The organism is Halomonas rhizosphaerae (assembly GCF_030010555.1).
In the GTDB taxonomy this organism is placed as follows: domain Bacteria; phylum Pseudomonadota; class Gammaproteobacteria; order Pseudomonadales; family Halomonadaceae; genus Halomonas; species Halomonas rhizosphaerae.
Window position 1 is genome coordinate 1 of the sequence record NZ_JASCQP010000045.1, and the last position, 18,872, is coordinate 18,872.

Here is an 18,872-nt window from a genome sequence, read left to right on the forward strand (position 1 = left end):
TGATCTTACCCAGCATTGGTGGACACCGGTCTAAGCGATCATTTGGGCCTCAAAGGCCTCTGGACTGATCATCCCGATTGCACTGTGTCGGCGTTGCCGGTTGTAGTCCAACTCAATGTATTCGAATACCTGCCGACGCATCGCCTCACGGGTCACGAACCGCTCGCCGTGGATGGCTTCGACCTTGAGGCTGTGAAAGAAGCTCTCAGCGCAGGCATTGTCGTAACAGTTGCCCTTGGCGCTCATGCTGCACTTGAGACCGTGACGCATCAGCAGCGACTGGTACAGCGTCGAGCAGTACTGGCTCCCGCGGTCTGAATGGACAATTACGCCTTTGGGCATCTTCCGGCTCCACAGGGCCATTTTCAGGGCATCGCTGACCAGGTCAGCCGTCATGCGTTCGCTCATCGCCCAGCCGATCACCTTGCGTGAGTACAGATCAATCAGCACCGCCAGATAGAGCCAGCCTTCACCCGTTGCCAGGTAGGTGATGTCGCCGACCCATTTCTGATTCGGTGCCGTAGCGGTGAAGTCCTGCTCCATCAGGTTCGGTGCGACTGGCAGGCCATGCCGTGAATTCGTGGTGGCCTTGAACTTGCGAGCGGCTTTCGCCCGCAGGTTTTGCCGACGGAGGCTGGCGGCCACAGTATTACGGCAGATGGGTACGCCAGCATCGTTCAGGTCGCGGGTCAGCCTGGGGGCGCCTGAGCGCCCCTTGCCCTGTTCGAAGGCCTGAGCCACGCGCTGATCCGTGATCGTTTGTCGGCGGCGGCGGGAAGACGGTTCACCACCACGCTGTCGCCAGGCGTAGTAGCCGCTGCGGGCGACACCGAGAAACGCGCACATCCGATGAACGCTGAAGGCCTGACGGTGCTGCTCGATGAAGGCGTACTTCACTTCAGGCTCTTCGCGAAGTACACCGCGGCTTTTTTTGCGATTTCAAGCTCTTCCGACTTCTCAGCCAGCTGACGCTTGAGCCGCGCATTCTCGTCAGCCAAGGCCTGCTCGCGAGCCGAGACGGTTTGCTGCTGCTGGGCCTTGGCTCGCCATTGATAGAGCTGGCTGGACTGAAGCCCCAGCTCGCGAGCGGCGGCACTGGTGCCAACACGATCAGCGAGTGCCAGGGCCTCGTCCTTGTAGGCCTGGGAGTAACGGGTACGGGTCTTCTTCATCGCCGCTGCTTGCCTTGCCATGGGGTCACCTCGTTCAGTGTACTGCCTTAACGGGGTGTCCACTGTTGCTGGGCAAGATCAGTTTTAGATGAAAGTCGAGCAAAAGATATTGCTCATTACATCGATAATGAGCTGGGCACTATCCCAACTTCGATCATACTTTCCGCACAAGCAGCAGCAGAGCTTGAGATTGTGGGGAGAGGGAAAACGCTTTCTTTTAAGGAAAACCCAAAAGCATTTCTTGTGCTCGATGGTCAACATAGGGTTTTTGGCTTCTCGATGGCAAAAACTCATCTTCGTGTTCCTGTTGTTATTTATAACGGTCTTTCTCGCAGGGATGAGACAAGACTTTTTATTGATATAAACTCTAAGCAAAAGGGGGTTCCTAACGAACTTTTGCTTGATATTAAGAAGCTTGCAGAATATGAAAATAATGAAGAAGTTGTTCTTAGAGAAGTCTTCGATATGTTTGACGGGGATTTTTCTAGTGTCTTATATGGTTTGCTCTCTCCAGCAAAAAAATCAAAAAATAAGATATCCAGAGTCTCGTTTAGGCATGGCGTTTCTCCTGTGCTGGTCTATTTTAGGAATAGAGAGTCAGAGTATATTTTTAAAGTCCTTAATTCGTACCTGACAGCCTTCAAAGAAGGGCTGAGTAATCTGGGGTGCGAAAAGTCAATTACTAGTTCAGTCGTATTTCGTGGTGTTATGGGGGCCTTTCCTATAGTTGTGACAAAAGTAAAGGATAGGTATGGGTCAGATTATAGCGTAAATAATTTTTATGACGTGTTGGAACCTGTCTTTTCTAAAGCCGGAGCTTATAACAAGTTTGATTCTCCCGGTACGTCGCCTAAGGCGTTAGTGGAGTTTATTGATTCGGGTCTTAAAACTGCCCTGGTGGTGTAATGCGCGTAGATCATCTCCGAGTTTTTTATGCTCAAGGAATAAATTCAGTTCAGATTCCAAAAGATGATTTTGTCGATTTTAAAGCTTGGGTTTCATCAGGGAAGTACCAGTTAAAAGAAGTTAGAAATAAAGGTTTCGATGTGGTTGTGTCGGATTATCATAGTTTTTCAACAATGTTGGCCCATGATTCAAGTAGGTTTTGCTCTGCTGCTTTCGAAACAATGAAGTTGATCAGTTTTCCCGAGAATCTGCCTCGTTCTTTGGCATGGGTTGCTGTGCAGACATATTATGCAGCCTTTTTTGCCGCGCATTCGGTTCTTCGGGTTTTTGGGAATGTGTTCAGTTTTTTATACCCTGGGCACCTCAAAATCGTCGAAGAATTTGCTGAAGTTTTGTCAATTCCCTCTAGGCACAATATGTCAGGTGGCAGCTATTCTGGGTCTTATGATATTAGATCTGGGGAGCTAAGGGTTTCGTCGGCTGGTAAATCCCATGAAGATTTTTGGGAGCGTTTTTTCTATCTTGTAATGATGCTGCGCGACCAAGTAGATGAACTTGATGTTTTAGAATCTGAAAAAATAAATAACACTAAATACCTATCCGAGATGGTTGATCTTTTGTCAAATAGTGGAAGCTATAGAAATGGTGCCTGGTTGTCCAGTGTTAGGAACAAGATAAACTACCAGCATACTGATGGTATGTGGTTTCCTTATTCTGGAGGGAATCATGACATTCCTCGAATACGGAGGATTCTTGGCCAATGGGAGGAAAATAATTCTAGTTATATATTAAACTTAAGATGCGTAAGCGATATGGAGAGGTTTTTTAAATGTTGTACGTTGATTGTAAATTTTTCTTACCTGATTTTTCAAGATGTTGTCTCAATATCAAGAGTGAAAAAAAACTGCTTTGAAATGTACCCAGGGGCACTTATTAATCACGCGGGATAGTTTTTTATTTCTCATTAATGTGATGTGATTATGTGTGGACGTTTCTCTCTTTATAGCTCGTATTCCACGCTTTCCCAGGGTCTGAAATTGCCGCTGGAGGTGGCGGTGAAGCTGACGCCACGCTACAACGTGGCACCGGGCACCTGGATCACTGCGGTTCGTCATCCCACCGATAATGAGCCGCTGGTGATGGACGAGGTTTGGTGGGGCTACCGGCCGCACTGGGCGAAGGAGAAGGCGCCCGAGCCCATCAATGCCACCGTCGAGAAGGTGGCCACCTCCAACTACTTCCGCGGGGCGTTCGCCCATCATCGCTGCCTCGTGCCTGCCGACGGGTGGTATGAGTGGTTGCCGCTGAATGGCAAGAAGCAGCCGCACTTCCTGTGCCGTGAGGATCGCGAGCCGATCTGGCTGGCGGCGATCTGGACGGAGCGGCCGGACGGTAAGCCGGGCTGCGCGATCCTGACCGAGCCGGCGCGCGGTGTGGCCAAGGAAATCCACCCGCGTATGCCGCTGGCCCTGGATGCCGAGAGCCTGAAGCCCTGGCTCGATCCGCACCTGACCGACCGCGAGACGATCCGCCAGGTGGTGCATCACCTGGATGCAGAGCTGATCACGCACTGGCCGGTGAGCACGCGGGTGAACCGGCCGACAAACGATGAAGCGAGCTTGATTGAACCTTTGAAGCCGTAGGCCACGCATGCACTGTGCTCCGCTGCTGACCTACTTCAGAGGGAGCCACCGGAGATGGAACAGCACATACGGCATCTGGAGCAGGAAGTGGCAGTCGTCAAAGAGACCATGGCCACGAAGGAAGCGCTTGCCAAAACTGAGGCCAGCATTATCAAGTGGAATGTCGGCACCATAGTGGCTGTTGCCGCATTGGTATTCGCCATCATCCGCTTTGCTGGTGGCTGACCCGTATAATGCAATTGCTATCAGCGCCCTGGCCACTGGTCAGGACGCTTGAGTTTGTGGCCTTCGCCTACCTGTAGCACCTCTCCCCATCGCGTGGTAAATCGCGGCGTGCGGTGCGCACAGCGCAGGTGCCATGCGGCGCCGGCGGTGGGCCGGCCAAGGGTGACGGTACCACGCCCCATTTTCTGATTGAGCTCGTCCAGGGCCGCCATCAATTGGCGGCCTTTGTCGTGTTCGGCCTGCCGTTCGGGTGTATCAAGAAGCGAGAGCTGCTGGCGGTTGGCGTCCACCAGGTCGAGCAGCATCACCCCGGCCTTCATGAAGCGGTACCCGCGGCGATAGATCGCCTCGAGCCCCTGCTGGGCGGCGGCGAGGATCGGCCGGCTGTCGTCGGTGGGCTCGGGCAGCTCGACGACCACGCTGGGGGAGTATTGTGCGAGATCCGCTCGGTGCCGGTTGGTCTTAAGGAACACGTAAACCGCGCGGGCGTAGCTGTCCTGGGCGCGGAGTTTCTCAGCGCTGCGCTGGGCATGCTGGCGGATGGCGGCCTGTACCTCGCCTAGTTCGCTTGTCAGGCGGCCGAAGGAGCGCGAGGTCATGATGCGGTCACGTGGCCGGTCGGCGTCGTTGAGCTCGATGCAGGGCGTGCCCTGGAGTTCGCGCACGGTGCGCTCGAGGGTGACGGAATAGCGCCGGCGGATGGCCTTGGGATCGGCCTGGCGGAGATCCCAGGCGGACTCGATACCCTGGATGGCCAGCCGTTCGACCAGCCGCCGACCGACGCCCCAGACATCACCCAGCGCGGTGCGCTCGAGCAGCCCGCGTGTCTCGTTCCCCTCGGGAGTGAGCACACACACACCGTGGTAACCCGGCAGCTTCTTGGCGGCGCGGTTGGCGAGCTTGGCCAGCGTGCGGGTGGGGGCCACGCCCACACACACGGGGATGCCGGTGAACTGCCGCACCTTGTGGTGCAGGGTGCGGCTCAGGGCGAGCGTGGTGGGGTGGTCGAAGCCATCGAAGCGTACGAACATCTCATCGATGGAGTAGGGCTCGACGCCGGCGGAGAACTCCTCGAGGACTTCGCGCACTCTGGCAGACATGTCCCCGTAGAGCTCGTAGTTGGAGGAGAGCAGGTGGATGCGACCCTGACGGGCCCACTGCTGTAGCTCGAAGGCGGGGGCGCCCATCTCCACGCCCAGGGCCTTGAGCTCGTTGGAGCGGGCGATCACGCAGCCATCGTTGTTGGACATCACCCCCACCGGTACACCTTCGAGCCGCGGCTGGAACACCCGCTCGCAGCTCACGTAGAAGTTGTTGCAGTCCACCAAGCCAATCATGGGGCCGCTCACACCGGGTACTCGTGGATGACCGAGCGCACCACGCCCCACACCTGGCAATCCAGGTCAGTAAGGGGAATGGGGGCGTAGCGGGGGTTGCCGGAGCACAGCAACGGCCTGCCGTGGCGCTTCTCATAGCGCTTCACGATCACTTCGCCATCGACCAGGGCGACGAGGATGTGCCCGGGGCGTGGATCGATAGAGCGATCGACCACCAGGGTGTCGCCATCCTGGATGCCGAAGCCGTCCATGCTGTCGCCCTTCACGCTCATGAAAAACGTGGCCGAGGGTCGCTTCACCAGCCGCTCGTTGAGGTCCAGCGTGCGGCCGACGTAGTCCTCGGCTGGCGAGGGGAAGCCGGAGATACCGGCACGGATGGTGGTGAGTGGGAAGGGCAGCGGCCGTAGCGGCGGGGATGGCAGCGGGTAATGGATCTTGGGATCGCGCATCGGAAGGCCTCTTGTCAAAGACTGTATATTTGTACAGTATTCGGCAGGAGCGCTCTGTAAGGCAAACGCTAATGCAATGCGGGAGCTGAGCGACCGGCTGCCAGAGCCCGGCATGGCGAGGCTGAGCGATGAGAGAGCAACAAGGCAGGGACGATATGCGTGTGAACTACCTCGGCCCGCTGTGCGCGGGCATTTCGCACCCCGCGCTGGAGGGCTATGACCTGAAGCGCTTCAAACCCACTTGCTACCTGGTGGAGGTCAGCGAGGAGGCCGGTGTGGTTGGCCCGCTGATGGAAGGCGACCTGCTGGTGGTGGACGAGCAGAAACCCGCACAGCACGCCGACCTGGTGGTCGTGGAGGTGGAAGGGGAGCAGCGGCTCTTCAACAGCCACCGCATCGGTGGACGGGTGCGTCTGATCCCCACCGCCGGGCCGCGGGAGTCGCTCTGGGCCCGGCAGTCGGATCTGCGGGGCGTGGTGGTGAGCCAGGCGAGGCGGTATGCCTGGTGATGTAGGCAAAAACGTACATAGCGTGTTGGTGATGGCGTAGGGCGCGATAGACCGGCTCCGTCCATGCTGCAGATATGACGCCAAGTGGTCGCGGCCTGTGGCCAGGTTGCCAAGGATAGATGCGGATGCGTCATGCGATGATGAAGCGGCCCCTGCCAGGGATGGTGAGGGGCTTTTCCCTATCGGTACGTTTTAGGCGGTCATGCATCGGCTTAACGTTTCGCGATTCCGGTACAGGGCGATCAGTAGCTCTGCAATCAACAATGCCAAACCTATCACCGGAACTTTTCGCTTTACGAGCCAAGAAACCAATATTCGAAATTCATTTGATCTCAGAGTTATCATGATAGATCTAAGGATTTCATCGTCAGTTAATAGGTTTAGGAATATTTCAAGGTATGTTTTTGCGCGGTTTAAATCTCCTTCCAGCACTGATTCTGCGAGGCTCTCAAGAAGTGAAAGAAAATCATATTCGTTTTCAATAGTCTGAAAGGTAGCTGCCAACTGATTTATTTCTTCCGTTGTGAAACCGATTATATCAGCAAAGATCTGCAGCGCCGCCTCACTGCATGGGCCGATATTGATTGATCTGGGTAGCATGCTCTCGTTATCGATGGAGTCTCGGACCCACTCAATGGCAGTAGATGGCATGTTGGTTAGAATCCACGGCTCTACCTCTTCGAGCTCGATTAATTGTGTGTATTCTAGTGGTATGATTTCGTCCAAATTAGTTTGAGCACTGTCAAGCACGCCCTCGAGCTGATCAATATACTCCTCAGGAGATAGACAAAAATTGGAATATGTGAGTCTGAGCTGAATTTTTATCCGTTGGATTTCTACGTATTCCTCTGGGTTTAAGTTCAGGGTGCTCGACTGTGCAAAGCTTTTCATCGGCAAGAGGTAGCCCACGGAAGCCCCGGCCCCAAGAGTGACCAGAAAATGTCTTCGATGTAGCGATTTCATGAGTGTTTCCTTTTTGTTTTTTTCAGTGTAGCCATAGGTCAAAATTCCGCGACTATGAAGATGCTTTGTCCGCTGTATTACGAACTTCCATCTTGACGCCGCTGGTGTATGCAGTATCGGTGAGCTCGTGGGTGACCTCGGTGATCAGCCAAGGGGTGCCGTCGACCTTGGCCTTGAAGCCGGTAAGCGTGACCGGGGTTTCGGGGTAGAGGTCCGGCCGGCCCTCGGCCAGCGTCAACGAGCACTCGGCGCCGCCGCGCTGGATGCGCTGCCATTCGCTGCGCGCGGCATTGGCGGCGTCGTCGCGGCTGGCGTAGGTGTGGCGCAAACGTTTCACGTTCTCGTCACTGCCGGCGATGACTTCGCGGCGCTCGGCGGCGTCCGGGTCGTGCCAGTAGGCGAGCACGCCAGTGAAGGCGTGGCGGTCGGCCTCCACGTAGCGGTGGCCGTCGCCGTGGTGGCGGCGCAGGGTCATCGGGGCGATGGCGCGGCCGCTGGCGGTGTTGGCCTGGCCGGCGGCCATGAACAGCAGGCGACCGGCCTTGATGGTGGCGATGGCGTCATATTGCTCGGCCAGGCGGGTGAGGAAGTGCAGATCCGACTCGTCGGTCTGGTCGGCGTGCTCTACGTAGACGCCCTGCAGGGTGGTGCCGAGGGCGGGCTCGAGTTGATGGCGGCGGGCGATGGTGGTGACGATGTCGCCTAGGGTGAGCTCGTGCCAGCCCTGTGAGCGCTTGCCGGGCAGCTGGCGGCGCATGTCGGCGCTGCGCGCGCGGATGACGACGAAGTCGGGCGCGCCGGAGTGCTCGACCTCGTCGACGATGAAGGTGCCGCGCTCGACCAGGCCGGCATCCTGCCATCCCAGTGCCAGGGTAAGCTCGGCGCCGTGGCGCGGCAGCGCGAGGCGGCCGTCGTGGTCGCTCAGGGTGATGTCGAGCTGGTCGGCCTCGAGGCCGCGGCGATCGGTGAGGCGCAGGCGCATCAGGCGGGCGTCGAGCTCGGGGCTGATCACCTGGCCGGCGAGCGTGAGGCGGTAGCCTGGAGCGCGGGCCGGGCGGCCCTGTTGAAGGGAAGGGCTCATGCCAGCAGCCCCGTGGCGGCGCGGGCCAGGGCCCCGGTGAGGCTGCCCAGCAGGTCGGCGCGGTCGTCGTCGACGCGCTGCAGGGTGAGCGAGAAGCCGATGCGCTGGGCGCTGCCGTCGCGCATCTGGTGGCTCTTGTTCTCATTGAGCGACTCGATGACATAGAGCCCGTAGAAGGTGCCGTTGCCCTCGATCAGCGGCCAGGCCGCGCCCTCGGCGGCCATCTGGCGCAGCTGGTTGAGGTTCTGCTGGCCACCGGTGAAGTGGGGCAGCAGGGTGCCGGTGAGGGTGATGGTGTCATCACCCGGGCCGAGGTATTGTCGTGCGGGACGCTTGCCCACGCGGCCCTGGCCCTCGTGGCGCCAGGCTGTTTGGCGTTGGAGCTCCTGGTAGGGGGCAGTGCCTAGCGCAAAGACGAACATTCCGTAGGCCATCATCATCAAGAGTCACCTGCAATGTTGAGAGAAACTGCATACTTCGGGTTCTTGTTCATCGTCATTATCAGCATCGTGCTCACTGCCGATTTGGGGGGTGATAGAGGCTACGTCCTGCGTCTGGTGCAGAACGGTGGGGATGAAACGGTGTACCTGCTGATTGGTGCCACGCTGGGCTTGGTGTTGCGTGATGCCCCCGCCAAAGACGGAAGGCTAGCTTTGATGACAGCTGTCGCTGCTGCTTTTTCGGGTATGTTTCTGTCGGCTTTCAACAGTCTGGAAAGTACGGCCACGTGGCTGGCGGCCGTCATGCTGGTAACGTTCTTTTTCACCTGTCTCTTCTTGAGCGTTGTCCATACCTTCGAAGCCTTGAAAAAGGGGGCTCGGAGTGCCGAGCCTTCAGAGGCGCCGGCTCCACGCTTCGTGCGCACGCCACCGCCTCGGCGGCGTTGATCAATCGACGTCATAGAATGCGCTCCGATGTCGAGCAGCAGCATCGTGTTCGGCGCGGGCCAGGACGCGCTGTACCTCGGCGTTGACCAGGCGGGCGAGGGCCTGCTCGTCCATGCCCGGGGCGGCGTGAACGTGGATATCGCCGATGGTGACGCTGCTGTTGCCGCCGGATGGGGCGGATAGCGGGGCGCGGGCGTCGAAGCTGGGCGCGCGCAGGGGGCCGCTGTCGGCGGCCACCGTGCCGGCGCTAGCCAGGGCGGCGGTGCCGAGTACCAGACCGCCGCCGGCCTGGCGCAAGCGCTTGGCGAAAGCGTCCACCTCGCGCAGCGGGCCTCGCTCGCTTCTCGCTAGGCCCTGCTGGTAGCCTTCCATGGTGTGGCCGCCGAGCTCGGCGAACACCCGGGAAGGGGAGTTGATCCCGAGCTTGTCCTTGAACCAGCCGGTGACCGCGCCGGCGGCGCTGCCGATCTTGTCCTTGAGCACCTGCCACTTCTCGTCGATGCCGTTGATCAGGCCGTCGAGCAGGTTGGCGCCGAAGCCGGCGAAAACCCTGGAGGGTGAGGCGATGCCGAGCTTGGCCTTGAACCAGCCGATGACGCTGCCGCCGACCCCGGTGATCTTCTCCTTGAGCGCTTCCCACTTGGCATCGATGCCGCCGATCAGGCCGTCGATGAGGGCGCCGCCCACGGCGCTGAGGCTGGCGGGCAGCTCCACGCCCAGGGCTTTCAAGGCGGTGCTGATGCCGCGCCACAGCAGGCCCAGTGGTGACCAATCGAGCAGTAGGCGCGAGACACCGGCGATGCCCTCCTGGAAGGCGGCCTTGATGCCGGCCCAGGCGGCGCCGGGCATGGCTTTGAGGCTCTCCCAGAGGGCGGCGAACTTGGGCCCGATGGTCTCCCAGTTCTTCCACAGGTAGGCCGCGCCCAGGGCGACGGCGGAGATGCCGCCGATGACCCAGCCGATGGGCGTGGCGGCGAAGGCCGCCGAGACCACCTTCACGCCGCTGGCAACGATGGGCAGGGTCTTGGCGAAGGCGGCCATGGCGCCGATGGCCTTGCCCACGCCCAGGCCGAAGCTGAGCACGCTGGTGATGGCCTTGCCGGCAAACAGGGTGGCGGTGATCACCGCCAGGTTATCGAAGCCGCCCACGGCGGCGGCGGCCTTGGTGGTCAGCACGCCGAGCGTGGCGGCGAAGGTGGCCGCGCCCCGGCCCAGCTCGAGGATCAACGGCACGGCGGCCTTGAGACGCTCGCCGAACTCGCGGGCGAAGGCCTTCACCTCGTCACGGTTCTCGCGCATCCAGCCGGAGAGCTCGCCCATGAGGTCGGTGATGGCGGGCATCAGCTCGGCGCCGATGGTGTTCTTCATGCCGGCCATGCCGAGTTCGGCGTCGAGCATGGCATCCTTGAACACCTCGGCGTCGCGGGCTGCCTCGTCGCTGAGCACATAGCCGGTGGCGCGGGCGTCCTTGCGCAGCGCCTCGAGTCCGCTGGAGCCGTCCTTGAGCATGTTGACCATGGCCACGCCCTCGCGGCCGAAGAACTGGGCGGCGAGCGCCACCTTGTCGGTGTGGCTCTCGACCTGGGCGAGCCGATCGGCGACCACGCCGAGGGCGGCGTCGGGGGTGAGCTGGGCGAGCTGGTCGGCGTTGATGCCGAGCTGTTCGTAGGCCTTGGCGGCGGCGCCGCTGCCCTGGCGGGCCTCGCCGAGGCGCTTGACGAAGCGTTCCAGGCTGGAATCGAACTTCTGCGTGGATACGCCGGAGCGCTCGGCGGCGTAGCGCAGTTCCTGGAAGGGCCCCAGGGCGATGCCGATCTTGTCGCCGCTCTTCGCTACCTCATCGCCCAGGCTGGCGGTGGAGTTGGTGAGGCCGAAGATGCCGGCCGCCGCGCCGGCGGTGGCGAACAGGGTGCGCCGGCCGAAGCGCCCCACTTCGCCGGTCATGCGACTGAAGCGCCCCGAGACGTCGGCATCCGCCAGGCGCTGCATGGCGTTGCGCTGGCGGTTCAGGCGTTCATTCGTGGCGCGGATCTGGCGGTCGAGGGCCTGCTGCTGGGCGGTGAGGCCGCGGGTGCCGTCCTCGGCGCGGGGGAGGCCCTTGGCGAGCTCGCGCACCCGGTTGCGCTGGTCGCGATACTCGGTGTTGAGCTTGTCGACGGCGGCCTGTGCCTTGGCCTGCTGCTGGGTGAGCCGGCGGGTGGGGCCGGTGGTGGTCTTGAGCTCCTGGGTGACGCGGTCGAGCTCCTGGCGCTTCTCGCGCAGGGCGTCGCGGGTGGCGTGGCTCTGGCGCGTCATGTCGCGGAAGGCGCTGATGCGCTTCTGCTGCTCGTTGAAGCCCTTGAGCTCCTCGCGGCTCTCCTTCATGGCGCGGCCGACGCCGCGGCTGCCCTGCATGATCTTCTTGAGCGGGCCGGTGGCCTTGTTGATGGCCTTGAGGGTGACGGAAAGGTTCAGGTCCTTGGCCATGCCGGCTCCTGTCTATCGGTGGTGGCTCGCCTGCCTGGGCGGCTCGAGGCGTTGGCGGGCGCGCTCTCGCCAGTCGGCGAGCTCCTCGAGGGGCATGGGGTCCATCTCGCCGGGACCCCAGTGGAACACCATGGCGAGATCCGCCATGGCGTCCTCGACGAAGTTGGGCAGGCTCAGCTCTCGGCGTCGGCCTTCATGCGCTTGGGTAGCAAAAAATTGGCCACCACGTTGCCCAGCTGAACCATGTCGGCCGGGTCCAGGTCGCGCAGCTCGGGCTCGGTGAGCGCCGGCTCGGTGATGCGCGGCAGCACCTTGGTGAGCGCCTGGACGTCCATGTTGAGCACGTCGGCCAACGAGACGCCGCGCAGGGCGCCGGACTTGGGCTTGCGCACCTGGATCTCGGTGACGGTGGTCTTGCCGCGCTGGATGGGCGAATCGAGCTCGACGGATTCGGTGACGGCGCAGGGCAGCTCGGCGGGGGTCTGGTCGGTCATGGAGTGAGGCTCCTGAGGGTGTGTCATGGGGTGATCAGCATTTGCCACGGGATATTGCCGATGAGGTAGCCGACGGCAATGGTGAAAGCGACGGCCCAGATGGCCAGGAATCGCCAGAGGGAAAGCCCTTCGTTCATGGTTCGCTGCTCCCTGATGAACTTGCTAAGCTGTTCCACAGGTTCCCCCTAGCCTTGATAGGGTGAGAATCCAGAGCGTCTCGCCGGCCCCCACCGGCGGGGCGTTCGTCGTTTACAGGCCGAGGTTCTGGCGGCGCTCGGCGAGACGGTCGACGCCGCGCACGCGGAACACGTAGCCGGGCACGTCGATCTCGATCAGCTCCTCGCCGTCGACCACCAGCTTGTAGTAGGTGCAGGTGGTGGTGACCTCGATGGAGTTGCTGTCGCCGGCGGTGACCTCGCCCATGGCGATGGTCTTGTGGCGGCCGCGCACGGTGACCTCGACGGGGATGGTTTCGCCGGTCTCGTCGGATTCATACGAGCCGGCGAAGCGCAGCAGGTTGGCGTCGTGCTGGGCGGTGCCGTACTCGGTGAAGATCTCCTTGAGGATGCCGCCGACCTGCCAGGCGAACTCGATCACCTCCTGGCCCATGTCCAGCTCGACGGTGCCGTCCATCCCGGCGCCGCGGTACTCCTCCACGGCGCGGGCGAGCTCCGGCAGGGTCAGCGTGGGCACCTGGCCCTGCCAGTTGTTGCCGTCGCCGAACAGGTTGAAGTCTTTCAGCTTGCGGGGAAGTGCCATTGGTCAGTCTCCTGTTTCAGCTTCAGGCAGCGGCGACGCGGTCGGCGAAGTCGACCAGGTAGCGGTCGGTGATGCGCTGCTGGAACATCAGGTTCTCTAGCGGCGGCACCGGCGTGTAGTCGTAGTCGATGTAGAGCTTGCCGGCCTTGAGCACCTCGGGGGTGTTGAGCTCGGCGTCGAACCAGGCCTGGCCGCCCAGCAGGTAGCCCTGGCGGATCCACTCGCGGAACTTGGCGTTGATGCCCTCGATGATGTCCTTGACCAGGCTGGGGTGCATGGGCAGGTCGACGGCCCAGAGGTGCGCCTCGGCGATGGTGTCGGCGATCACCTGGGCGCTCCTGGTGTAGTTCTCGAAGGCGAACAGCGGGTCGATGGAGCAGGTGCGCGAGCCCCAGAAGCGATAGCCGCCGCGCTGGATGAGCGTGGTGACCTCGTGGCTGTTGAGGTAGCCCGCGTCGGTGGCCGGGTCCTGCAGGTCCCAGAAGACGTCCTTGCTGATGCCAGTGACGCCGTTGACGGGGCGGTTGGAGAGCGTCTTGTGCCAGCCGATCTCGTTGTCGAGCTTGGCGCGCATGCCCATGGCGCGGGCCACGGCGGAGAGGTTGCGGGTCGAGCTGGTGGCGGTGTCCCAGCCGGTGAACTCGGGCCAGATCACCATCACCTCGCGGGCGCCGAAGTTCTCGCGGTACATGGCAGCCTCTTCCTTGGTGGCGCTGTCGCCGGCGCTGGCGTAGACGAAGCCGCGCAGCTTCTGGGCGATGCCGATCAGCTCGGCGGTGACGTCGGCGTCGTCGAGCTCGGGCGCGCCGATGATGCGCGGCTTGACGCCGAAGGTCTGCTCGGCAGAGAGCAGGGCCTGCAGGCCGGTCTTCTTGCCGCTGGCGTCGACGCCGCCGATGACGTTGGACTTGGTCTCCTCGTCGGTCTCGCCTTCGGCCACGCGTACCACGACGACCAGGGTTTTGGCCTGATCGGCGATGGCGTCGAGCGAGCGGGCCAGAGTGCCCTCCTCACCGGCGTTGCCCTGGGCCGCCAGCAGGTCGGTGAGCAGCACCGGGGTATCCAGCGGGAAGAGCTCGTCCTCGCCGTTCTGCAAATTCTGGAAGCTGGTGGCTTTTACCACGCCGCTGCCGTCGCCTTCCTCGGTGGCGCTGACCAGGGCGCTGGCGTCCGCCTCGGCGTTGACGGCGGTGGCGATCTCGGCGGCGGTGCTGGTGATGGCGCTGTCGATGTCGGTGGCCAGGCTGACAGTGATGTCGCTGCCCGAGACCGTGACGCCCAGGGTGGCCGAGGCGCTACCCGGGTCGACGTAGCGCACGCGGATGGCGTTGCCGTCGGTGCCGGAGCTGGCGGCGGTGTAGGTGACGCCGGAATTCACTGCGGCGAAGTCGATCAGCCGGCTGGCGGCCACGCCGGCGGCGGCATTGGGGGCGGTGGCCACCAGGCCGATGACCGCAGTGGCCACGGTGCGAATGGGCCGGGTGCCCTCGTTGATCTCTACGACACGGATGCCGTGGTGGTAGTCCTGGGCCATGGGGAGCTCCTGCGCAGGGGGATCGAGAGTCGATGCATGACGTGCTGCCATGCTTGCGCGCGCAGGGCGGGGGCTCTAGCGGTGGGCGTTGTGGATGTTGTGGTTACAACGGCGGAGCGGCAAACGGCCGCTCGTCAGCGGCCAATAACTGCTCTACTAGAGCCACGCAGAACATCCAGAAATGCCATTAATATGTGGTCATATCCAGAATCAGAGGTCGTCAGGTAAGAGTTTCCAGGTCCATTTAGAATAAGTTGTGGTTCAAAATGTGGCAATCTACACAGTTTGCAGTGAATTTCATTTTGACAGTTGATGTTATTGGGAGGAAGAGCGCGTAGGTTCCTCATCAAAAAATATAGTATTGGAAGTTGATTGTTATAACTAGAGAGGCCTCTATGAATATAGTGTAATGTTGCAAATGGGTGACAATGCATATTTTTTATAGTATAATTCTCAAGATAAACTCTTGGTTGTTACAATGGGATATTCTACATGCAGTTAATCATTCTGTCGCTGCTGTCATTGTTAGTGGCCACATATTTTGGTTATAAATCACCGCTAAAGAATAAGGCAGCTTTTTTTGGTTCTTTTTTATTTATGGCCTCAATGCTGTTGTATGGTTTTTATTATGTGGCAAATTATTTTACAGGAAGCGGGATTGATGAATCCGTATCTTTTCACCTGAGTGCTGGGCTTGACGGTGCTGGAGCAGCTGAATATCAAAGTTTGATTTTTTCAACTATTGCGTATGTGTTGATTGTTATAATATTGAGTTATTATGTATTTAAAGCGCTAAAAAAGCAGGCCAAAAATCCTAATGGTCATTTCATGCGGTACACCACTACAGTGTTCCTTTTGGTAGCCTCCTTTATCACTAATCCAGCGGCACATGATATTTACTATGTGACATCATCTGTATTTTTAGAGGAAGCATATTCGAGCGAAGAAAGTTTTCCTGAAGATTTTATCTCCATATCTCCTTCAATTGAAGAGAAGAAGAATATAGTCTATATCTACTTAGAAAGTGTTGAAGCTACATACCTTGATGAAGATTTGTTTCCCAATTTGATGCCTAATATCAGGAAGCTCCAACAGTCTGCAACCACGTATACCAACATTCAGAATGTTACACATGCTGGCTGGACAATTGCCGGTATGACTGCCAGTCAATGCGGATTTCCTCTTTTTTCCCCTTCTCATGGGAACTCTCTCTCAGGGATGGATCAATTTTTACCTGAGGCTAACTGCATTGGAGATGTGCTTAAAAACAACGGGTATTATCTTAGTTATATGGGAGGCGCGGACCTAAGCTTTGCTGGAAAAGGGAAATTCTATAAGTCCCACAGCTTTGACAGCGTGCAAGGAAAGAATGAGTTATCTACGCACTTAAGTGACCGAAAATACATGTCTGGCTGGGGGCTGTATGATGACTCTCTGTTTGCTATGCTTAAAGAAGAGTATTCTCAACTATCAAAAGACGAAACACCCTTTGGCCTTTTTACGTTGACTCTTGACACCCACCACCCCAAAGGGCATATGCCTAAGTCTTGTAAAAACCTTGAATATAAAGATGGTAGTAATCCTATCCTGAATTCTGTGCATTGTGCAGATGCATTAGTTAAGGATTTTGTTGACTATATTGAAAAGAACCCAAGTCAAAACGGCACCGTCATAGTAATCGCATCTGATCATTACGCTATGAAAAATACTGCCTGGGATGATTTAAACAAAGGGGAAAGAAGGAATCTTTTCATGGTCATCGACTCAGCATCAAAAGAGGAAGGTGTAAATGTCAATAAACCAGGATCAATACTGGATGTTACGCCAACGCTACTCTCCTTTCTTGATACTCCGGTCGATGGGCTAGGGTTTGGTAGAAACTTAAACTCTGACTCCCTGTCACTGATCGAACAAAAGAGTGATATTAACTCTTACCTCACTGAGCATCAGGGTGTTGTCAAATACCTCTGGAGCTACCCGGAGCTAGATGAGGGGATAAAGTACAGCCTGGAGGAAGAGGGATTTCTTTTACTAGGCGACAGGAGTATTTCTATTCCGTCAATCATAAAGTTAGATGGTGATGCCAAAGTTGACGAAATTGTTTTTGCTAATTCAGGGAGAAAGAAGCTTAGCGATTATATAGAGGAGATGTCAATAGGACAAGATTTTGTCTGGGTTGACGATTGCAAAATAATTAATGCGTTTGCATATCCGGGTGAAGCTGGTAGCAAAACAACCGAATTGTGTATCGCTTCTGGGACAACCGGCGCAAGTGAGATTTCTGCATGGGGCCTCGTTGACGGAACAAGTGTTAATCACTCTGAAATAAAGGATTCGCTGACAAGTAAAAATTTATCTGAAAAATTACATGAAGAGCGAGTTGGCAATGTATCTAACATTATTAAATACGGTGCTGCGAACCTAGAAACCTTTTCCGTTTCTTCTAGAAGTGACATGGCAGGAAGTGTAGTGGTGCGGTCTGCTGGTTATGGTACTGGCGCTTCTTTTATCGAACAAAATGGAAGTCGAATACGCTTTGAACGTGGTCTTACTCTTGTTGGATTATCCAACACTCATGCGCCGATCAAGCTTAGCTACATAGATTCATATGGTGGCTCAGTGACTGACCAAGATGCTCTTGATTTTTCTGGCGACTTTCACTCCATGATGGAAGATCACTCGGAGTCATTCGATACGTTCCTTATCATTGGCCATGATAGTGTTGTTGGCAGTGATACTGAACATTTAAACTCTTCATTCTCGGGAACCAAGCTTGAGAAATGGAGCGATATCAAGCACCGCCAGCCTTATCTTGCTGTACTGTCAAGTCATGGTGAAACCATAGAACTGCTTGGGGATAGTGAAGATTCTTTGACCATAAGAATTAAAGATTTCGCCAAATCTTTTACGTCCGTAGACCAAAGGAACTTGGACAGCATAGAGAGGGTTGCTCACGCTGGCGGCGGGTATGAAGGGAAAACTTATACGAATTCATTAGAAGCGCTTGAATACAATAAAAATAATTACTCGTTCTTTGAAGTTGACTTTTCGTGGACATCAGACGCAGAGCTCGTTTGTATTCACGACTGGGACAATAGCTTTGAGCGCTCATTTGGATTTAGTACTGAGTCAGCTGTTACTTTAAATGAGTTTAAGACTTTGGTGGCCGATAAATCAGATGTTGAAAAATGTACCCTCTCTTCTCTTGCTTACTGGGTGGAAAAAAATCCAGGAAAAAAAATTGTTACTGATGTAAAAGCAAGAAACGCTAACGCGCTAAAATTAATTGCTGAACGCTACCCGGATCTCAAGGACAGTTTTGTGCCACAAGTCTATCAGCCGACAGAATATTATATAGCCAGATTGTTAGGTTTTGATAATGTCATATGGACGCTGTATCGTTTCCGTGGTGACAACGAAGCTGTTATAAGTCATTTGGAAAATATGGATTTGTATGGATTGACCATGCCGCGTGGCAAGGTTGACGCTGGCTTGGCTAAGATGGCGTTTGATGAAAGGGGCGTGCGCAGCTACGTCCATACAATAAATAGTGAGGATGAGTACCAGAAGTACTTGGATCAGGGTGCTTCTGAGATTTATACTGACTGGCTATATTGATGTAAAGACTTTGCGCAATTAGATGTTTTGGGGATATATGTAAAAATTTAATACTTCGGCTTTGCCGGGGGGGTTGGTTAAGGCTGAGTATGGTCTGTATTTTATCGATCTCATATTCGCTGTCGTGGCGATGAAGGCGTAATCGACCAGGCGTCAGTATGGTAGGTCGTTACTAGTTTTCTAGTAAGTTCAGTCTGACTGCAAGTTATAAAGGCCCCATAGCCTGGGGCCTGATTTATGTAATCTTTACCATACCACCGTCTCGATCCCCTCCCTCTCCTCAGCCTCGAGCGCGGACTTGATGGCGTCCTTGCGCTGCCAGGACTGGTCGTAGATGGCCTTCACGTGAGCTAGGGCGGCGTTGGTCATCTCGATAGCCTTGGTTGGGGTGATGGCGTAGGTGGTGTTCGAGGCAGCGCGGAACTCGATGACCGGGTCAGCGACGCCGGCGTCGCGCAGATCCCGCGCCTCGATAGCGATTCCCAGAAGGTTGGACTTGTCCTCTGGACGCGTCTGGACCACGTCCTCGCTGCCGTCGTGGAAGGTGAACGGCATACCGGCGGCGAAGGCCGCATCGCGGGCGGTGTCGATCTCGCGGCGCTGGCGGGCTGCGAGGGTTTCGAGATCTATCGGTGGGATCGTCATCCAAGCCGGGCGGCCGTTCTCGTTTGCGCCGCGTCGCATTCCGGCTGGCGGGCTACCTTTGCCATAGGTTTCGTATTCCTCAGCCGTAGCCTTGATGGCATCACTAGGCCACGTGCCGGCTCTCTGATACTCGGCTATTAGCTTGGAGGAATAAAAAGCGTTTTGTGTTGCGCTGTAATGCATA

Annotated in this window: 18 protein-coding genes and 1 pseudogene; 7 read left to right on the forward strand and 12 right to left on the reverse strand. The window is 57.5% G+C overall.

The annotated features are described in order from the left end of the window. Positions 1-30 precede the first annotated feature (30 nt). Positions 31-1,193 (reverse strand): IS3 family transposase gene (locus QLQ83_RS18410; RefSeq protein WP_282734270.1). Its coding sequence is split into 2 segments (ribosomal slippage): positions 31-935 and positions 935-1,193, totalling 1,164 coding nucleotides; the frame shifts between segments, so codons are not numbered across the junction. A gap of 72 nt (positions 1,194-1,265) precedes the next feature. On the opposite strand from QLQ83_RS18410, the pseudogene QLQ83_RS18415 reads away from it, so the two are divergent. From QLQ83_RS18415 to QLQ83_RS18430, 4 genes and pseudogenes are all read left to right on the forward strand, one after another. Continuing rightward, positions 1,266-2,078 (forward strand): annotated as a pseudogene (locus QLQ83_RS18415) (DGQHR domain-containing protein); the annotation flags it as partial. After that, complete coding sequence (locus tag QLQ83_RS18420) at positions 2,078-3,028, forward strand: hypothetical protein (RefSeq protein ID WP_282736949.1); 951 nt, start codon at positions 2,078-2,080, stop codon at positions 3,026-3,028. The pseudogene QLQ83_RS18415 and the gene QLQ83_RS18420, both read left to right, overlap by 1 nt. Before the next feature lie 30 nt (positions 3,029-3,058). Then, positions 3,059-3,721, forward strand: a complete 663-nt coding sequence (locus QLQ83_RS18425) for an SOS response-associated peptidase (protein ID WP_282736950.1) — start codon at positions 3,059-3,061, stop codon at positions 3,719-3,721. 54 nt (positions 3,722-3,775) lie between these two features. Then, on the forward strand, positions 3,776-3,946 hold the full coding sequence (locus QLQ83_RS18430) for a hypothetical protein (RefSeq protein WP_282736951.1): 171 nt from the start codon (positions 3,776-3,778) through the stop codon (positions 3,944-3,946). 20 nt (positions 3,947-3,966) lie between these two features. Here QLQ83_RS18430 and QLQ83_RS18435 read toward each other — a convergent pair whose 3' ends face one another. Both QLQ83_RS18435 and QLQ83_RS18440 read right to left on the reverse strand, forming a co-directional pair. Beyond that, entirely contained in the window at positions 3,967-5,283 is a 1,317-nt protein-coding gene (locus QLQ83_RS18435; RefSeq protein WP_282736952.1) for a Y-family DNA polymerase, read from the reverse strand. 8 nt (positions 5,284-5,291) lie between these two features. After that, the gene (locus QLQ83_RS18440) at positions 5,292-5,732 is read right to left on the reverse strand and encodes a LexA family protein (protein WP_282736953.1); all 441 of its coding nucleotides are present in this window, start codon (positions 5,730-5,732) and stop codon (positions 5,292-5,294) included. Between the two features lie 155 nt (positions 5,733-5,887). Here QLQ83_RS18440 and QLQ83_RS18445 point away from each other — a divergent pair, with 155 nt between their 5' ends. After that, on the forward strand, positions 5,888-6,241 hold the full coding sequence (locus tag QLQ83_RS18445) for a LexA family protein (protein ID WP_282736954.1): 354 nt from the start codon (positions 5,888-5,890) through the stop codon (positions 6,239-6,241). Between the two features lie 192 nt (positions 6,242-6,433). Here QLQ83_RS18445 and QLQ83_RS18450 read toward each other — a convergent pair whose 3' ends face one another. Genes QLQ83_RS18450 through QLQ83_RS18460 form a run of 3 tightly spaced genes read right to left on the reverse strand, consistent with a single transcriptional unit; the run spans position 6,434 to position 8,725 of the window. After that, positions 6,434-7,204, reverse strand: a complete 771-nt coding sequence (locus tag QLQ83_RS18450) for a hypothetical protein (RefSeq protein WP_282736955.1) — start codon at positions 7,202-7,204, stop codon at positions 6,434-6,436. Positions 7,205-7,256: 52 nt separating this feature from the next. Further along, positions 7,257-8,285 carry a phage late control D family protein gene (locus QLQ83_RS18455; protein WP_282736956.1) on the reverse strand — a complete coding sequence of 343 codons (1,029 nt, stop codon included), beginning with the start codon at positions 8,283-8,285 and terminating at the stop codon, positions 7,257-7,259. Then, positions 8,282-8,725, reverse strand: a complete 444-nt coding sequence (locus QLQ83_RS18460) for a phage tail protein (protein WP_282736957.1) — start codon at positions 8,723-8,725, stop codon at positions 8,282-8,284. The genes QLQ83_RS18455 and QLQ83_RS18460 overlap by 4 nt, the downstream gene beginning before the upstream one ends. A gap of 15 nt (positions 8,726-8,740) precedes the next feature. On the opposite strand from QLQ83_RS18460, the gene QLQ83_RS18465 reads away from it, so the two are divergent. Continuing rightward, positions 8,741-9,172: a hypothetical protein gene (locus QLQ83_RS18465; RefSeq protein ID WP_282736958.1), complete on the forward strand. Its 432-nt coding sequence runs from the start codon at positions 8,741-8,743 to the stop codon at positions 9,170-9,172. Here the strand turns inward: QLQ83_RS18465 and QLQ83_RS18470 are convergent, their stop codons facing one another. From QLQ83_RS18470 to QLQ83_RS18490, 5 genes are all read right to left on the reverse strand, one after another. After that, on the reverse strand, positions 9,173-11,638 hold the full coding sequence (locus QLQ83_RS18470) for a phage tail tape measure protein (RefSeq protein WP_282736959.1): 2,466 nt from the start codon (positions 11,636-11,638) through the stop codon (positions 9,173-9,175). Between the two features lie 12 nt (positions 11,639-11,650). Beyond that, complete coding sequence (locus QLQ83_RS18475; protein ID WP_282736960.1) at positions 11,651-11,785, reverse strand: GpE family phage tail protein; 135 nt, start codon at positions 11,783-11,785, stop codon at positions 11,651-11,653. Between the two features lie 26 nt (positions 11,786-11,811). Further along, positions 11,812-12,132: a phage tail assembly protein gene (locus QLQ83_RS18480; RefSeq protein ID WP_282736961.1), complete on the reverse strand. Its 321-nt coding sequence runs from the start codon at positions 12,130-12,132 to the stop codon at positions 11,812-11,814. 249 nt (positions 12,133-12,381) lie between these two features. Next, entirely contained in the window at positions 12,382-12,891 is a 510-nt protein-coding gene (locus QLQ83_RS18485) for a phage major tail tube protein (protein WP_282736962.1), read from the reverse strand. Between the two features lie 22 nt (positions 12,892-12,913). Beyond that, positions 12,914-14,425: a phage tail sheath protein gene (locus QLQ83_RS18490; protein ID WP_459382599.1), complete on the reverse strand. Its 1,512-nt coding sequence runs from the start codon at positions 14,423-14,425 to the stop codon at positions 12,914-12,916. A 492-nt stretch (positions 14,426-14,917) separates the two neighbouring features. Here QLQ83_RS18490 and QLQ83_RS18495 point away from each other — a divergent pair, with 492 nt between their 5' ends. Continuing rightward, positions 14,918-18,043 (forward strand): sulfatase-like hydrolase/transferase, encoded by a 3,126-nt coding sequence (locus tag QLQ83_RS18495; protein WP_282736963.1) that lies wholly within the window; start codon positions 14,918-14,920, stop codon positions 18,041-18,043. Positions 18,044-18,289: 246 nt separating this feature from the next. On the opposite strand, the gene QLQ83_RS18500 is transcribed toward QLQ83_RS18495, so the two are convergent. Then, on the reverse strand, positions 18,290-18,871 hold the full coding sequence (locus tag QLQ83_RS18500; protein ID WP_282736964.1) for a DUF4376 domain-containing protein: 582 nt from the start codon (positions 18,869-18,871) through the stop codon (positions 18,290-18,292). Position 18,872: the final 1 nt, after the last annotated feature.

What these genes read in the sequence shown, in the direction of transcription:
- QLQ83_RS18420 (WP_282736949.1), top strand. Translation starts at nt 2,078, where the DNA reads ATGCGCGTAGATCATCTCCGAGTTTTTTATGCTCAAGGAATAAATTCA.
- QLQ83_RS18425 (WP_282736950.1), top strand. Translation starts at nt 3,059, where the DNA reads ATGTGTGGACGTTTCTCTCTTTATAGCTCGTATTCCACGCTTTCCCAG.
- QLQ83_RS18430 (WP_282736951.1), top strand. Translation starts at nt 3,776, where the DNA reads ATGGAACAGCACATACGGCATCTGGAGCAGGAAGTGGCAGTCGTCAAA.
- QLQ83_RS18435 (WP_282736952.1), bottom strand. Translation starts at nt 5,283, where the DNA reads ATGATTGGCTTGGTGGACTGCAACAACTTCTACGTGAGCTGCGAGCGG.
- QLQ83_RS18440 (WP_282736953.1), bottom strand. Translation starts at nt 5,732, where the DNA reads ATGCGCGATCCCAAGATCCATTACCCGCTGCCATCCCCGCCGCTACGG.
- QLQ83_RS18445 (WP_282736954.1), top strand. Translation starts at nt 5,888, where the DNA reads ATGCGTGTGAACTACCTCGGCCCGCTGTGCGCGGGCATTTCGCACCCC.
- QLQ83_RS18450 (WP_282736955.1), bottom strand. Translation starts at nt 7,204, where the DNA reads ATGAAATCGCTACATCGAAGACATTTTCTGGTCACTCTTGGGGCCGGG.
- QLQ83_RS18455 (WP_282736956.1), bottom strand. Translation starts at nt 8,285, where the DNA reads ATGAGCCCTTCCCTTCAACAGGGCCGCCCGGCCCGCGCTCCAGGCTAC.
- QLQ83_RS18460 (WP_282736957.1), bottom strand. Translation starts at nt 8,725, where the DNA reads ATGATGATGGCCTACGGAATGTTCGTCTTTGCGCTAGGCACTGCCCCC.
- QLQ83_RS18465 (WP_282736958.1), top strand. Translation starts at nt 8,741, where the DNA reads ATGTTGAGAGAAACTGCATACTTCGGGTTCTTGTTCATCGTCATTATC.
- QLQ83_RS18470 (WP_282736959.1), bottom strand. Translation starts at nt 11,638, where the DNA reads ATGGCCAAGGACCTGAACCTTTCCGTCACCCTCAAGGCCATCAACAAG.
- QLQ83_RS18475 (WP_282736960.1), bottom strand. Translation starts at nt 11,785, where the DNA reads ATGGCGGATCTCGCCATGGTGTTCCACTGGGGTCCCGGCGAGATGGAC.
- QLQ83_RS18480 (WP_282736961.1), bottom strand. Translation starts at nt 12,132, where the DNA reads ATGACCGACCAGACCCCCGCCGAGCTGCCCTGCGCCGTCACCGAATCC.
- QLQ83_RS18485 (WP_282736962.1), bottom strand. Translation starts at nt 12,891, where the DNA reads ATGGCACTTCCCCGCAAGCTGAAAGACTTCAACCTGTTCGGCGACGGC.
- QLQ83_RS18490 (WP_459382599.1), bottom strand. Translation starts at nt 14,425, where the DNA reads ATGGCCCAGGACTACCACCACGGCATCCGTGTCGTAGAGATCAACGAG.
- QLQ83_RS18495 (WP_282736963.1), top strand. Translation starts at nt 14,918, where the DNA reads ATGCAGTTAATCATTCTGTCGCTGCTGTCATTGTTAGTGGCCACATAT.
- QLQ83_RS18500 (WP_282736964.1), bottom strand. Translation starts at nt 18,871, where the DNA reads ATGCATTACAGCGCAACACAAAACGCTTTTTATTCCTCCAAGCTAATA.